Origin of the sequence: Nocardia sp. NPDC019395 (assembly GCF_040632335.1) — a bacterium.
GTDB lineage: Bacteria > Actinomycetota > Actinomycetes > Mycobacteriales > Mycobacteriaceae > Nocardia.
Window position 1 is genome coordinate 1 of the sequence record NZ_JBEYBT010000010.1, and the last position, 14,180, is coordinate 14,180.

19 protein-coding genes are annotated in these 14,180 nt (G+C 64.5%); 12 read left to right on the plus strand and 7 right to left on the minus strand.

Going from position 1 to position 14,180, the window contains the following annotated elements:
• Positions 1 to 97: 97 nt before the first annotated feature.
• A complete protein-coding gene (locus ABZ827_RS21155; RefSeq protein ID WP_357239008.1) occupies positions 98 to 658 on the minus strand; it encodes a helix-turn-helix domain-containing protein in 561 nt (186 codons plus the stop codon).
• Between the two features lie 403 nt (positions 659 to 1,061).
• Between ABZ827_RS21155 and ABZ827_RS21160 the strand changes: the two genes are divergently transcribed.
• On the plus strand, positions 1,062 to 1,244 hold the full coding sequence (locus tag ABZ827_RS21160) for a hypothetical protein (RefSeq protein WP_357239011.1): 183 nt from the start codon (positions 1,062 to 1,064) through the stop codon (positions 1,242 to 1,244).
• Here the strand turns inward: ABZ827_RS21160 and ABZ827_RS21165 are convergent.
• Positions 1,241 to 1,660 carry a helix-turn-helix domain-containing protein gene (locus ABZ827_RS21165; protein ID WP_357239014.1) on the minus strand — a complete coding sequence of 140 codons (420 nt, stop codon included), beginning with the start codon at positions 1,658 to 1,660 and terminating at the stop codon, positions 1,241 to 1,243. The genes ABZ827_RS21160 and ABZ827_RS21165 overlap by 4 nt on opposite strands.
• A 195-nt stretch (positions 1,661 to 1,855) precedes the next feature.
• On the opposite strand from ABZ827_RS21165, the gene ABZ827_RS21170 reads away from it, so the two are divergent.
• From ABZ827_RS21170 to ABZ827_RS21205, 8 genes are all read left to right on the plus strand, one after another.
• The gene (locus tag ABZ827_RS21170; RefSeq protein WP_357239017.1) at positions 1,856 to 2,017 is read left to right on the plus strand and encodes a hypothetical protein; all 162 of its coding nucleotides are present in this window, start codon (positions 1,856 to 1,858) and stop codon (positions 2,015 to 2,017) included.
• A complete protein-coding gene (locus ABZ827_RS21175; RefSeq protein ID WP_357239020.1) occupies positions 2,010 to 2,552 on the plus strand; it encodes a hypothetical protein in 543 nt (180 codons plus the stop codon). Before ABZ827_RS21170 ends, ABZ827_RS21175 begins: the two co-directional genes overlap by 8 nt.
• A gap of 133 nt (positions 2,553 to 2,685) precedes the next feature.
• A complete protein-coding gene (locus ABZ827_RS21180; protein ID WP_357239023.1) occupies positions 2,686 to 2,877 on the plus strand; it encodes a hypothetical protein in 192 nt (63 codons plus the stop codon).
• Positions 2,874 to 3,608, plus strand: coding sequence for an NAD(P)H-binding protein (locus ABZ827_RS21185; RefSeq protein ID WP_357239026.1), 735 nt, complete (start codon positions 2,874 to 2,876; stop codon positions 3,606 to 3,608). The genes ABZ827_RS21180 and ABZ827_RS21185 overlap by 4 nt, the downstream gene beginning before the upstream one ends.
• A gap of 818 nt (positions 3,609 to 4,426) precedes the next feature.
• Positions 4,427 to 4,699 (plus strand): hypothetical protein, encoded by a 273-nt coding sequence (locus ABZ827_RS21190; protein WP_357239028.1) that lies wholly within the window; start codon positions 4,427 to 4,429, stop codon positions 4,697 to 4,699.
• A 798-nt stretch (positions 4,700 to 5,497) separates the two neighbouring features.
• Entirely contained in the window at positions 5,498 to 6,403 is a 906-nt protein-coding gene (locus tag ABZ827_RS21195) for a hypothetical protein (RefSeq protein WP_357239031.1), read from the plus strand.
• A 157-nt stretch (positions 6,404 to 6,560) separates the two neighbouring features.
• Positions 6,561 to 6,773 (plus strand): hypothetical protein, encoded by a 213-nt coding sequence (locus ABZ827_RS21200; protein ID WP_357239034.1) that lies wholly within the window; start codon positions 6,561 to 6,563, stop codon positions 6,771 to 6,773.
• 115 nt (positions 6,774 to 6,888) lie between these two features.
• Positions 6,889 to 7,236 (plus strand): hypothetical protein, encoded by a 348-nt coding sequence (locus ABZ827_RS21205; protein ID WP_357239036.1) that lies wholly within the window; start codon positions 6,889 to 6,891, stop codon positions 7,234 to 7,236.
• Positions 7,237 to 7,526: 290 nt separating this feature from the next.
• Here the strand turns inward: ABZ827_RS21205 and rmuC are convergent, their stop codons facing one another.
• Complete coding sequence (gene rmuC / locus ABZ827_RS21210) at positions 7,527 to 9,116, minus strand: DNA recombination protein RmuC (RefSeq protein WP_357239039.1); 1,590 nt, start codon at positions 9,114 to 9,116, stop codon at positions 7,527 to 7,529.
• A 211-nt stretch (positions 9,117 to 9,327) separates the two neighbouring features.
• Entirely contained in the window at positions 9,328 to 9,525 is a 198-nt protein-coding gene (locus tag ABZ827_RS21215) for a hypothetical protein (protein ID WP_357239042.1), read from the minus strand.
• A 108-nt stretch (positions 9,526 to 9,633) separates the two neighbouring features.
• Here ABZ827_RS21215 and ABZ827_RS21220 point away from each other — a divergent pair, with 108 nt between their 5' ends.
• On the plus strand, positions 9,634 to 10,227 hold the full coding sequence (locus ABZ827_RS21220) for a hypothetical protein (RefSeq protein ID WP_357239045.1): 594 nt from the start codon (positions 9,634 to 9,636) through the stop codon (positions 10,225 to 10,227).
• Positions 10,228 to 10,579: 352 nt separating this feature from the next.
• On the opposite strand, the gene ABZ827_RS21225 is transcribed toward ABZ827_RS21220, so the two are convergent.
• Positions 10,580 to 11,194 carry a hypothetical protein gene (locus tag ABZ827_RS21225; RefSeq protein ID WP_357239048.1) on the minus strand — a complete coding sequence of 205 codons (615 nt, stop codon included), beginning with the start codon at positions 11,192 to 11,194 and terminating at the stop codon, positions 10,580 to 10,582.
• A 70-nt stretch (positions 11,195 to 11,264) separates the two neighbouring features.
• On the opposite strand from ABZ827_RS21225, the gene ABZ827_RS21230 reads away from it, so the two are divergent.
• Together ABZ827_RS21230 and ABZ827_RS21235 are read left to right on the plus strand one after the other, a co-directional pair.
• Positions 11,265 to 11,612 carry a hypothetical protein gene (locus tag ABZ827_RS21230; RefSeq protein WP_357239051.1) on the plus strand — a complete coding sequence of 116 codons (348 nt, stop codon included), beginning with the start codon at positions 11,265 to 11,267 and terminating at the stop codon, positions 11,610 to 11,612.
• Between the two features lie 228 nt (positions 11,613 to 11,840).
• Complete coding sequence (locus ABZ827_RS21235) at positions 11,841 to 12,596, plus strand: phosphotransferase (RefSeq protein ID WP_357239053.1); 756 nt, start codon at positions 11,841 to 11,843, stop codon at positions 12,594 to 12,596.
• A 398-nt stretch (positions 12,597 to 12,994) separates the two neighbouring features.
• On the opposite strand, the gene ABZ827_RS21240 is transcribed toward ABZ827_RS21235, so the two are convergent.
• Together ABZ827_RS21240 and ABZ827_RS21245 are read right to left on the minus strand one after the other, a co-directional pair.
• On the minus strand, positions 12,995 to 13,300 hold the full coding sequence (locus tag ABZ827_RS21240; protein ID WP_357239056.1) for a hypothetical protein: 306 nt from the start codon (positions 13,298 to 13,300) through the stop codon (positions 12,995 to 12,997).
• A gap of 78 nt (positions 13,301 to 13,378) precedes the next feature.
• A complete protein-coding gene (locus ABZ827_RS21245) occupies positions 13,379 to 14,023 on the minus strand; it encodes a hypothetical protein (RefSeq protein WP_357239059.1) in 645 nt (214 codons plus the stop codon).
• Positions 14,024 to 14,180 lie beyond the last annotated feature (157 nt).

Below are 14,180 nucleotides of genomic sequence, written 5' to 3' on the forward strand. Positions count from 1 at the left end.
TGCGTGACCAACTCCATTTCCTGGCAACACAGTTCGACTACACCGCACGCACGACCCAGTAGATCGTCCCGGGCTGGACGTGCGGGAGACCAGGCACTCAGCCGGCGGTCGCGGCAAGACTGCGAGCGCTGTTCAGCAACGTCTCGATCACCGCGCGCCGCTGAGCCTGATCCCTCGGATGCGTCAGCAAGCCCTCGACAACGAAAACGCCGATCGCGACCAGCGAATCCACTTCATCAGCGGGCACACCGAGCTCGACCAGCTCCGCCCGGAACAATCCCTCGGCCAATGCGTGGAACTGCTCATGCCATTCCTGGATGGACGCGGACTTCTCGGCGCGCGTGTGCACCGTGCTCACCAATCGCCCCAGCTGCTCCAATTCCTCGACCAGCCACAACAACCGATCAGCCAGCCCCGAACCCAGCACTTCGCCGTAGGCGGCCATCGAGTCGGCCAGGACCGCATCCAGGACCGCAATCAACACCGCGTCCTTGTCCTGGAAGTACCAGTACAACGTGTTCGACACCACTCCGGCGTCACGGGCGATCCGCGTCATCGCCGCCGCGTCATATCCCTCCTCGACGAACAACCGCCGGGCGGCCACCACGATCTCCGCGCGCTTCTCTTCCCGATCCTGCGGACGTCTGTTGCGAGGCATCTCCAGTCCTGACCTAGTACCGGCCCCGATGCTATCTTGACCGGCCCCCAAGAACGGCCCCGGCAGGCGAACGGTCGGGCAGACGGTCCGATCGTCCGTGTAGCAGATTTTGCGCGAGACCCGATCGCCGCATCAGACGCCGGCCACGGTGAACAACTCCCACGCCCGCGTCGGCGCACCGGCCGGGCCTGGCTGCGTTTGTCTGTTCATTAAAGGCGTATTTCTGGACGGATTCACACCTGAACATCGCTGACCAGCGACTATAGTTCGCAGAATTGTTCAACAATGCATCAATTTCTGAACATGCATCCGATGTCGTCCGTCGAACCCGAAACCTCCCGGGTCGCAGTTGGTAGTAGTTGTCACCGACGGTGTGCCGCATTTGGCGCCGCTGTTACGAGCAGTGAGTTGGGATGGTCGATTCAATCCACGGGAAGGCTTGTTCGAAGGGACAGCTCGGCACTACGTCCGCTATCGGCCCGGCTATCCGGACGTGTTCTTCGAAGATCTGAACCGCCGATTCGGCCTCGACGGCACAGGCCGGCTCCTGGATCTGGAGCGCAGGGGGTTCCTGGCGCTGGGTTAGCGGATCTCGTTGTCGGGGTGCGCCTCGTCGTATGCGTTCCGAGCTTCGGCGATGACGCCACGGTGTGCGAGCGACCAGTCGGCAAGCGCCTTGACCAGGTGAGTCAGGCCGGATCCGGTGTCGGTCAGGCGGTAGTCGACCTGGGCCGGGACGGTCGGGTACACGGTGCGCAGCACGAGGCCGTCACGTTCGAGCCGACGCACGGTGAGGGTGAGCATCCGCTGGGAAATGCCGTCGATGGCGCGCTGCAGCTCGCGGAACCGGCGCGGCCCATTCGCAAGTTCCACGATCACGAGAACCGACCACTTGTCGCCGATGCGGTCCAGGACATCACGGATGCCGCAGTCGGGGTGGTCCTCGCGGCCACAGGGGTCGAGGTTGGCGGGTGCGGTTACCTCGGTGTGCGTGAGTGACATCAAACTGCCTTCTTGTGGTCGTCGGTTGTGCGTTCGAGGATCAAGCGTAGTTACTGAAGAGAACCACGACGGAAGAGCACGACTGACATGATCTTGGTGACGGGAGCAAACGGGAGCCTCGGCTCAGCCACCCTTGCGGCGCTGTGTACCCGCGGTGTTGATGCGACGGGCGCCAGCCGCACGCCGGGCGAGAGGGTGCGCTACCTCGACTTCGACGACCCCAAGGGGCTCGACCTCGCCGGTGTCTCGACCCTCGTAATGATCTCCGCCGGTTACGCGGAAGACGATCAGGTCATAGCTCGGCACGGCGCGGTACTGGATGCCGCCGCCCGTGACGGCGTCGGCCACATTGTCTAGCCTGACGGCAGCTGGCGACCACCTCGGGTTCGCACTGGCGCACCGTGCCACCGAGCGCCTCGTTCGTGCGAGCGGACTGCCGTGGACGATCCTGCGCAACGGCCTGTACGCCGAACTCTTCGGCGGGCTCCTGCTGTGGGGCGACGACGGTGTGGAGTCCCCATTCGGGGAGGGGGCGCTGGCGGCAGTTGCGCGGGAGGACCTCGCCGAGGCCGCCGCGATCGTCGCGGCGAATCCCGAGCGGCACGGTGGGCGGGTCTACGACCTTGTCGGCACGCCGATCACCGCGCGGCAGGTCGCCGACCAACTCGGCGTTCCGCACCGCACCATCGATCTGGGCGAGTACCGGCGCAGGCTCCTGCAGGACACACCGGGGCTCCTGCCGTTCCAGCCGCCCATGCTTGCCTCGATCGCCACGGGCATCCGGCACAGCTTCCTGGATGGCACCAACCCCGACCTCGCGAACCTCCTCGGCCATCCGACTCGCAACCCACTGGATACAGCGGTCGCAGCCGCATCCGCCGCGCGGCCGTAATGGTGCAACCGCATCGGGTGGGACTGCGCTGGATGACGCTCGTTGCTATGCCTGTGTGCTGCCGAGCGGAGCAGCAGCTGACTGTTCGACAGCACAGCCAGACCGGCCCGGCACCGGGCCGAGGAGGCCACGGGTGACCGGCCAGATCCGTGCCCGCCGCGACGGCGGCGGCCACCAGCTGGTCGGCTGGCGGGCCGCGTTCTGGGCGACGAGCGTGCTCACCGCGGTCCTGGTCGCCTGGATCAGCGCGGCGGTCCCGGACTGCCCGGGGACGGAGCGTGGCCTCTCACCCACAAGAGAAAACGACAAGGAAGACATGCTATGAAGTTCGCAGTGGCCGGTGGAACTGGGCTGATCGGCTCCAAGATCGTGGAGACCCTCGCCAAGGACGGACACGAAGCTATACCGCACGCACGATCCACCGGCGTGGACCTCCTCACGGGCGAAGGGCTCGTCGCGGCGCTGGCAGGCGCCGATGTCGTCATCGACGCGACGCAGTCGCCCACCGCCGACGACGCCTCCGCCGACTTCTTCCGGACCGCGACAGCCAACCTCCTCACCGCGGCCGAGGCGGCCGGTGTCCAGCACGCCGTCCTGCTGTCTATCGTCGGTGTAGACAGGGTGCCCGACCTCGGCTACTACCGGGCCAAGGTCCTCCAGGAGCAGCTGTTCAAGGCCGGAGCGGTCCACTACTCCGTTGTCCGCGCCACTCAATTCTTCGAGTACATCGAAGACATCATGTCCTGGACTACTGAGGGCGACACCGTTCGGCTGCCCTCTACTTCACTACAGCCCATCGCCGCCGCCGATGCCGCCCGGGCCGTCGCTGACATCGCCGCTGGCGCCCCCCTCCACGGCGTTCGCGATGTCGCCGGTCCCGACGTCTTTCCCCTGGACGAGCTCGGCACGATCACACTCGGCGCCCGCGGCAACGGCCGCACCATCCTCACCGACGACAACGCCGGTCCGTTCGCCTCCGCATCCGGCGACGCCCTCACCGCCACCGACGGCACGCAAATCGCTCCCACGCACTACCGCGACTGGCTCGCGGCCTGATTGTGATCTGGTTCCGACTGACACCAGGGCTGGTCGGGCGAAGCCAAGGGCTACACCTCAGGGGGGGGCAAACCAGGCGACCTATTGAAGATCGAGCGCTTCGCAGCGCTGTACGCCCTGGGCAACCGCGAACTACCTGCGGCCAAGTGGTACATCGTGAACCAGTTTCGCGATCGTGACCCCAGTGCGCGGCGTCCTCTCATGCGCAATCACAGCTCAGATGTCGAAGACTTCGCCGAAGGAGGGGGACTCGTACTCGACACACGGGACCTGTTTCTGCTCGACAAAGCAGTGACATCGGGTCAGCTCGGGGAAAACGAGGCCCGGAGGGCCCTTATGGGGGTGTGACCCGAATACGCCATTGCCCGTTTCTGGCGTATTCGGGTTACACCCCCCACGCCCGAGGAAACAGACCTGCGCAACCGCCTCCAGACCCAGATCCTCCAGCATCCAGGCAGCCAGTAGCCAGCCGGAATTCCCGTCTCATCACCATCTCTGACCAGGTCCAACGGCATATCCGTTGTTTTTTCGGCGATTACTACCGGAACCCCAGATCGCCAACGGCACTCGCCGCGGCGGGCGTTACGAAAGCAGGGCCAATTGGGTGGGAAGTGAAAAGTGGCCCTGTACCAGCGGCTATTCGATGTCCCAGATCGGGTTTGGCTGGATGGTCAAGCTGATACACTGTCTCCCAACGGGGACCTATATCCTCAGCCAGCCTCAGTCCATGGACTGAGGCTTTTTTGTCCCACAACCGAATCGACTACCTAAAGCCCTCGGCGCCGACGCCGGGGGCTTTCTTTGTTTCCGGAGGACCCTTGTACAACAGCATCATCCATTCCGCGGGTTCGGCCGTCGCAGCCAGTACATGGCCGGCGGCCATCTTTCTCGCCGCCATCACGCTCGTGACGGTCGTCGCCCTGGTCCGCGCCCCGCGAAGCGACGCTTCGAACATCTTCGCAGCGTTCGCGGCCGCTTTCGGATTCCGGGGCGTCGGTAAGCCTGGCAAGGACAACGACCACAGTGGGGGCCGCGGCCCTTCGAGCACAAAAGCATCCTGGCAGCCGATCGAACAGGAAGAGACCGAATGAGCAAGCGCGGCGCGAACCGTGCACCAGTGGAGCGGGCGATCATCTCATCGGACGCCGCCCAACAATTCTTCCAATGCTTCACCGACGCTTTCGAACGTGCATTCCTTTCCCCGGAGATACAAGACGACATCCAACAGCTTCGCGGCTGGGCAGTGCGGGACCCACAAGAGGTCATTGCCCGGGCGTTTCAGAGCATCGTGTGGGGAATTATCTCGTCGATGCTGCTCCGCGGAGGAGAACTGAGTTCGATGCTCGCTGCGTTGGACGCAGCCGACCGGGACCGGATGCTCCAGCAGATCGGGGACTTCGCAGCGGGAATCGGTGACCCTGCCATCGGGGTCGAGCCGAGACCGCTCACGTGGTGCGAGTACCACGGCTACACCCCTTCGCTCGGGCGTGGACACTGCCCGCAATGCCCGTGTGATCTGCCTGTTCAGTACGGCCGCGGGTGGGCAGACCGTCACATCCACCGCAGGATCGTCTTCTCCCGACGTCTCTTCCCCGCCCCTACTGGTCGATACCGTAAGTACTGCAGCAATGCCTGCCGGCAACGTGCGTACCGACAGCGGCAAGCCGAACTCAAGAAAAAGCAAGCCAGGCAGCGCGCCTATCGAGGCTGGCAGCGGACCGCTCGCAGCGGAGAAGAGGCCCAGGAACCTCCGGGAGAAAGGTTACGGTAAGAAACTGCCACGCGGGTGCACACGGCCAACGCGCCGAGGCAACTGCAGCATGCCGAACCGGCGGCCGACAAACCAGAGTAATGGTGCGCTGACCTGCAAAAATATCTACTATACGACTATGGTCGATGTGTCTGCTCCTGCCCTTCCACCGCTGGAAGTCCTGCGCTGGAAGGAAGGCTATGCCGAGCATCTGGCCGGGCCCCTCGCAGCAGAGATGTTCGCCGAGCTCGGAACCCCGCGGGATCAGGGCACCGATTCCGGACCTGAGATGGAGTTGGATAGCCTGCGTCAGGCGCAAAACTTCTGGATGTCCACCGACATGGTGACGATCATCGACACGGCCCAGGCCACGATGCCCGATGACGACTTCGTCGTCGCTGAAACGCCAGCTCCGCACGGGTTCCTGCTCATGGAGCGGCCCGTGCGCCTGCGATGCAACGAGCGGACCTGCGACATCTTGCACGTACTGCAGGGGTTCGCCTGGCATCCGGCTACCCGCACCCTTTTCGGCCGAGTTGATGACGGTGTCACGGTGTCCTGGCTCTCGCCGAACGAGCCCGATCTTCCCGTCAGTGTTTTTGGGCCGTTGGGCTCCTTCGGCGACTCGCTCTTTCTGCCGGTCGGTCATCCCATCAGCAACCAACCCAGTCGCGAGGCAGGGGTCCTGAACGCCCAGTCAGAAGTGTTGTGCCGCTATGTCCGAGCCACCTGGGCACTGATGGACGCACCGTTGGCCGACATCGCCGAGCCGGCCGTCCCGCGCCCGCTACGGCGACGACTGGGCAAAGCCGGGATCCCCTCGACACTGCTGACAGTCGACCTGAAGTCCCGGCACCGGCCGCCCAGCGGCACCGCAGGAGAGGCACCGGACTGGAGCCACCGGTGGATGGTCCGCGGGCACTGGCGCCACCTCAAGCATGCGCGCTTCAAAAACCCACGCGCTGTGTGGATCCCCGAATACGTCAAAGGACCGGAGGACGCCCCCCTCGTCGTGAAGGACAAGGTGATCACAGTCACCGAGTGACGCAGGATCGATGAGGGAACCACTGCACCACGCATTGACATCAGGCAACCTGGCCCGGACTGCCTCGAAAACTTGGTTATGAGACGCAGGGCGCATGCCGATTGCGTTGCGGGCGTTCGCACGTATGGTCGAACGAACTGGGATTTAGTATTGCGCGATGGGATTCGATGCGGCGAAGGGCGCCATCGTGGCAGATGCTTACCGCCGCACCAAGGGGCCGGTGGCCTACCTCGACGAGTCGTACCAAACGCACAAACCTGATGTGAAGCCGGCGGAGACGTTCTACGTCTTCACCGCAGTGGTTGTCCGCCAGCCGGATATGGCCGAACTTCGTACAGGTCTGCGGCAGATCGTCGGCGGCACCTACTGACACTCCACATAGGCCCTGCAAGATCCTGACGGTCCCGATGCGATGAAGGACATGCTGGATCCTCGCCGAAGGGTCCGACCCTGCGTGATCGCCCACCGCGTCCCCCTGGCCGGCGATGACCGCGACGGCGAAGCTTGCCCGCCGCGCGTGCTACCGCGGGATCACCCTCGAACTGGCCGCCGGCGGTGAAGGGTGGGATCCCGTCGAGCTGCTCGTGCTTGAAGAACGCAACCAGCAGAACTTCCGCAACAAGGATCGCGCCAACCACAAGGAACTGGTATCGGCGAACCCTCAGCTCCGAAATGTCCGTCTGCTGCAGACCTCACCGAGGTATGAGCACCTGCTCTGGCTGCCCGATGTTGTGTCTTCGGCCTACCGCCGTAGCCTCACCCACCGCGACCGGACCTCGCGGCTGTTCAGCATCGTCGAGAACCGCGTGCACTTCGTGAACCCGGTCGAGTGACCCACCCCTGGAAAAGAAGCAGCCCCCGGCTGCTGTAGCTACACCGAGGGCCAGACCGACCGTCGAGGCGTACGCCCGGACAGCCGGTTCCTTGCTTGCATAGAGGTTAACACGGAAACCGTGCGAATCCATCCCGTGTTATCGGAATCGCACAATGCCACCGACACGCGCTTGACCGGGGCAAATCCGGTGTCGAGAGGGGTAGCAATGACCTCCTGGGGCCCCGGCTTGGGGCAGGGCCTGGTGTCGGCTTTCTCGGTGGCCAAGCCGCCGGCCTCGCCGCCGGAGGGTTAAGCCGCGGTCGGACTGTCGCCGTCGAGTTCGGCGAAAGAACTGGCAACCTGGCGAAGATCCACGTTGACCGCGTCGAGCTCGCGAAGCGAAGTCTCCCCACCTTGCAGCTCGTTAACCCTGCGGCCCTGGGGCAACACGCGGTCATTCATGCAGCCCACTACCGAGTTGAAGCTCTGCATCGACTTGCCGAGATGCCCGCCCAGAGTTCTTACGTGATCGGCGAGCTTGGCCAGCCGCTTGACCAGCTCAGCGCAGCCGTCCACGGTGGCCTGCACGTTGGTGACCCTCTTGTCGTAGCGCAGCACCGCCGCGGCGGACTGCAGGATCGCCAGCAGGCTGGTCGGGGTCGCCAGGATGACGTTCTTGCGCGCGGCGTAGTCCCACAGGCTACGGTCGTGCTCCCACGCCGCGTACAAGAAGGTGTCCGAGGGCACGAACATCACGACGAACTCTGGTGACCTGGTCGGCAGCCGCCAGTACTGCTTGGCGGAGAGCTGATCGATGTGGGTGCGGACGTGCCTGGCGTGGGCCGCGAGCCGTTCCTGCATTGCGGCCTCGTCGCTGGCTTCGGAGGCTTGGATCAGTGCGTTGAACGGGGCCTTGGCGTCGACGACCACGGCCATATCGGCGTTGATCTTGACGACCAGGTCAGGGCGCTGGGTGCGGTCGTCGGTGTCGAACGTCGGCTGGTCGTCGAAGTCGATCAGGTTCACCATTCCGGAGGCCTCGACGACCGCCTGCAGGGTCTGCTCGCCCCACTGGCCGCGCGCCTCCGGTTTGCGGAACACGTTTCTGAGCTGCCCGACCTCCCTGAGTACTTCGTCGGTGGACTTCACCACCAGGTCGCGGTCGGTGCTCACCTGCTTGACCTGCGCACGGAACTCGGCCTGGGCGACGCTGCTCTGCTTGATCAGCTCGGTGATCTGTTCGGTCATCTGCCCGGATGTTGCCTTGATCAGCTCCACCGCGGGCTTGACCAGTTCGTCGAACGAGTTTTCCCGCTTGTCGAACTCACGGCTGGTCGCCTGTGCGCGCTGTTCGGCCATATCGGTGAACTGCTTGACCAGCTTTTCCCCGGCCGAATTCAATGCCGCCGTGGTCAGCCGCACGTTGGCCGCCTCCATCTCGGTGTGCATGCTGTGCGCGCGAGCGAGCTCCCCGACATGACGCTCCTGCAGCTCGGCGAGCTCCTCGGTGTGGCGCTGCTGTAGCGCCGCAAGCTCGGTTTCGGCGGCTGTGCTCCGGGTCGCTGCCTCTTGCAGTTGTTCCTGCAGCGCCGCCCGCTGCTCCTCTGCGTCGGCGCGCTCGCTTTGTATCTGCGCGAGTGCGGCGTCACGCTCGGACCGTGCCCGCGTGACCTCGACATCACGCTCGCGCCGCGCCTCCGCCACGCCTGAATCTCGCTCCTGGCGAGCCTGTTCCCCGGCGGCATCACGCTCCGATTGCATCCGTTCGGCTGCTTGGCGCCAGTGGCGTGCCTGCTCCTCGGCGACGGCCGCCCGGCCGCGCCCCACCATGAATCCGATGCCGACGGTGAGGCAGGCCACTACGGAAACCATCACCGCGAACACATCAATGCCGATCAAGTCGAAACCTTCCTGAACGTCGATGCGACCCCTGCCCCTCGTGAGCGGGGGAAGTGGAACATCGCCCGGCCGAGCGCTCGCCGAACGTGCAGGGAGGTGTATCACCAGCCACCGACACGAAAGGATCTGGCGACTACCAGCTAAAACTTGCTATCCACAAGGCTTTTCGACGGTCGGGAGGCTTCGGCTACGGCCGGGCTGGGGCAGGGCTTCAGGACTTCGCCGCGGGTCGCCGCTCTTCGGGGTGTGTCCTGTAGTGCACTTCCTGCCACTGGCGAGGGACGTAGTACCGCACGTCGAGGTGGCTGCGAACGACCAGCACCGGCCCCTCGAACCAGAACTCATCCTGATCCCCGAACTGGAGTCCGTGATGCGAATCGACGTCGGGAGTGAACACGCTGAAGGCCATGCGTTCACACTACTGTCCAGGCCGTGTCGCCGGATAGCATTGCAGCATTTGGCAATTCGATATTCCAACGGCGACGCAGCGCCGCTGTGACCGTGCGAGACTTGCCTGGTGTCCGGATTCACGCGCGATACCTACCACTTCGGTGACGAGCTGGTTTACGAGGCACTGCACTCGAAATGGAGCCGCTACCACGCCAACTACTGTGGGTGCGGGCAGGACTGGCTTACCGCTCACGTCGAACCGGCTGGGTTCTCTGTCGTCCGCCGTGGCGGCGGTTACACCGCTCTGACCGGCCCGGGTCTCACCGAGGATGTCGACGAGGAATCTCTGACCACAAACGTCTTGTGGGAGGCTGTGACCGGCAAGCCCGGCACGCAGGATTGGTTCGAGCGAGTCCGGGTCATCGACCGTGGGCCTGAAGTCCAGGCTGCCCGTAAGGCCGCCCGCGACGCGCACTACGCCGAGCTGAGACAGCGCTCTGCGCGGGCCGAAGCCGAGCCGGTAACCGTCAAGCAGGTCGACTACCTCAAGACACTGGCTGCGAAGGCCGATGCCGAGCATTTCAGGACCGAGTTCGCCAAAGCGACCAAGGGGACAGAGATTGATCCGCTCGCAGAGGGTGAAACCTCTGGTCGTGCGGTACGACGACTCTCCCGGGCAGCTGCCCGCAGACTTATCACCGCGCTGGCAGGCCGCCCGTGAACGGGGCAGGGGTCCAGACGACCGGAATCCGGCGCTAGCGGGACAAAACCATCGCCGAACAGGGCCTTTGCAATCCGTCGGCCCAATGTCGCGAAATCCGGCGCTAAGGAAGTTGGCGCATACAACTGCCGATTATCTGCGGTAGTTCTAGTGCCGACCTGGGCAAATACTCTTATCAGATGGAGCCGGCTCCGCAAATTATCTGCGGTACCGGGGGCTTACAGCCGGATTCCGGCCGTTTGGACCTCTCGTGCCGGCACCCTCTGTTGGGCTCCTGACTCTGCGCACACGGGTGCACGCAGGCTCGTCGCACCGGGCTATTCCGATTGCCAGGACGGCGACCGGAGCGTTGTCAACGGTCCCGACCGCGCCCCTGATCGCGTCGGCGCTCTTGATTGAGATGCATCTGCCGGAGCCTCCTATCGCGCAGTTGCTGGTCGGCGACTGTACGGGCATCGTCCGCCCCATCCGGTACCGAGCCGCTGACCTTCATCAGCCCGTCGGAGGCTTGAAGCCCGAACTGGGTGTAGTAGGAGGTGGTGGCGACTCGCCACTGACCGCCCTGCTTGCCGAGGAAGACCTGTTCCAGACCGGGATTCACGAGCAGGAACGGACGCCAAGTCTCGGGCCCGCCGAGTTCGGTGACGGTGGGTAGCTGGAAGGTTCGAAGCACGAAGTTGAGTGGGCGGGCCCTTTCCGAGGGCGGCGCCGACGACCGCTCGTTATCCCAGCGGGCTGGTTGACAATCGGGATGGTGCAAGCCGGCGGTCGCGATGGCAGGGTCTCCCGCTCGGACGTAGACCGCCGGACGGGTGCCAGCGAAGTGCTGCCCGCAGGTCTGGCATTCGTGAGGCCACAGGTTCGCGGCGAGGTCTGCCAGCCCCGCCGGGCCCAGGAGCTTTCGGGTGGTCTCGTCGACGCCGAACGGATAGGGCGTCGGCCGCCCCTGCTCGCCGGTTCCGGTCATGCTGTTCCTCCCCACTGGTCAGCGCACGCGGATCGTGCACGGTCCAGCATGCCTTGAGGACACCTAATCGGTGTACGAAATCTTCTACGGCAGAGGCTATTTACATATCGTTGCGGTCATGGCAGAAATAGAAGCCTTCGTGTACCTGACCGAAGAAGCGGCTCGGCATCTCCCCGAGGAGTTTCCTTTCGGTGCCCGCCACGGCCGCATCACCCGCCGAATCGACGCCGGATCCCTCACCTTCCTCGACAACGGCTGGGTGGGTTTGGGCGCCATTCCCGCCGGAGAAGGCCCTGATGGCGTCGCCAAGGGGTCTCTGTCACCCTGCCACCACCTCTGTATCCGCAATCGTCTGGACCTGAGCGCAGTAGGCCCGGAACTGGTTGTGCTGGCGAATTCTGACGTCGTTTATCGGTGAATCCGACCGTTGCTCAGAGTCGGATGTGATCGATCCGATCGGTGAATTCTGACGTCACCGAGCGTGGGCAGGGTCGAGATTGTCGAGCAGTCTGCAGCACGCAACGGTGACAGCGGGGACCAGCAGGGCGTCCGGACCCACACCCGTTGAGACAACGCCTCGGCCAAGCCAGCGACGGGTCACTCACACGCGATAATCCCGGCGACGTCGATGGTCATCCCAGCCATAATGGCCGCCGTGAAAGAAGTCGAGGTCATTGTCGCCCATCATGAGCGCGCGACTTTGCGCGTCGGCGGGATGTTCCTGAAGATTGACGCAGATCAGTCAAACACCGACGTCGAGGTCGAGGCGATGGCCAGGGCGCCGATCCCGACCCCGGAGGTTCTGTGGCGCAAGCCGCCCGTGCTCGCGCTCGCCGCTCTGCCAGGGACGGCACTCGGCCGCCTCGGTGAGCCGTCGACCGCGTCTCCGGCGGCGTGGGCTGCGGCTGGTGCCGCCGTACGGAAGTTGCACGACGCGCCGCTGCCGCCATGGCCTGGCCACAGCCTCGACGCGCTCGCATCCGAGCTCGACCGCGAATGTGTATGGCTTGCGATGAGCGGGGTGGTCCCCACCGACGTAGTCGCATACAACCGCCGGATAGCCGAGATCGCGCTCCGGCCGTGGACGCCGACGTTCACACACGGCGACCTCCAGACCTCTCACGTGTTCGTCGACGGTGACGAGGTCACCGGCATTATCGACTGGTCCGAGGCGGCACAGGGCGATCCCTTGTATGACCTCGCCACCTTGACGCTTGGACACCAGGAACACCTCGGCGACGTCATCGCTGGCTACGGTGCCGACGTCGACCTCGACGTGATCCGCGCCTGGTGGTCGTTGCGTAGCCTGCGCGGGGCCCGCTGGCTGGTTGAGCACGGTTTCGATCCGGCCTCGCCAGGCTGCGAGGTCGACGTGCTGAGAACCCAGGCGATGGAGGATTGACCACTTGGTCTTCGGCTACACCCATCGACCCGAAATCCCCGCTCGTGCATCGCATCGGATCGCGGCGTAGCGCTCGACCTCCGTCTGACGAGGCAACGGCGACTCTCTCCAACGCGTGTATATGGGGCGAAGGACACGCATCTTTGCACTGCAACCAAGATCGCGACGTCAAAATTCGCCGATACAAACATCTTTAGATCTGGCGCGACGTCAGGATCCACCGATCGGTGACGTCACAGAACACCGATAGAACCAGGAGCGGTTCGGTCCGCAGGATGTAACCCGTGTTCTCGATCATCGTTCTCTCAGATCCTGTTGTCGTCGAGGCGTGACAGTGGCCCCAGGACAGCGCCTCCCCGGCATCGTTGCGGGGGAGGCGCTGCCACAGTATTTCCCGATCACGCGGGTGCCGGTCCGCGTCGTGCAGCGTTATTTCGGATCGGCCGGGTGTGCGGCGGTTTCCATGCGGGATACATGCGGGTCAGCATCGCGGCGGCCGCTTGCTGGGCGGTGTCGTAGCCGTGGCCGGTGGCGGTGGGTAATCCGGTGTGTTTGTCGACCCATCGCCACTGGTGGCCGTCGGTGTGTACCGCGCCTAGGCAGATACTGGTGCCGTCGTCGTATTCGGCGAAGACACGGTGAACGAGTCGGCACAAGGGCAATGGTTCGGTCCGCAGTCGATGCGCGGGTTTGTTGATGATCATGGTTTGTCGGTCCTTCTGACTCCATCTGTGCCCCGCTGTCTTCTTGGCCGGGGCGGGTATTTTCGTGCAGCCGGGGTGCTACTGCGTGTCCCGAGCGAGTGCGAACTTTTTGGGGCGGTCGCAGGTCTGCTTCGCGACGCCGGTCTGGGTGAGTTTCATCAGCGCGTTGTGCACGGCGCCGGAGGAACGTCCCGCGAGAGCTTTGCCGATCTGGTGAGGGGTGAATTCTTGCCCGGGATGGTCACGCAGGTGGTCTTCGACCAGTCCACGCAAGGCTCCGGGAGCGAGTTTGTCCTGGTCGGGGTCGCTCTGGTTGGTCGACTCCGCCGCCGACTCGGGGTCCTGTTCGCCGGGTGCCTCGGCGACAACCGTGTCCGGTTCGGGATTCGTGTCGATCGGATCGGGTGGGGGCGTGAGTTCGGGTTCGCTGGTGGCCGCCTCGGGCTGTGAAGGTGCGTCTGCCTGCGTGGTGGCGGGTTCCGACTCGCTGATTATGGTGCTGTCGGAACTGTGGTCGGTGGTGATGCTCCAGCGAGCGGCGGCGCGGGGGTCCTCATCGGCGTGGCGGGTGATGCTGCCGTCGGCTGCCCATTGGTTGAGGATTTTGCGGGTCTTGGATGGGCTGATTCCGGCGGCGGTGGCCAGTTCGGTGGCGGGGCGGGGTTCGGTGTCGATGACAGCCCACAGGGCGTCTTCGGCGGTGGGTCGGATAGTGGTGGACATGACGGGTCCCTCCTCGAAAGGGGTGGAGTGGTGGTGTGTTTCGTCATGTCCCGGCCGGGACGGTTCCCCGCGGTTTCGGATTCGTGGGGTTCCGGGATCCATGGACGCTCCGTACGCGGTGAAATGTCAAGCGGTATCGGAAGCAAGACGGTCGGCC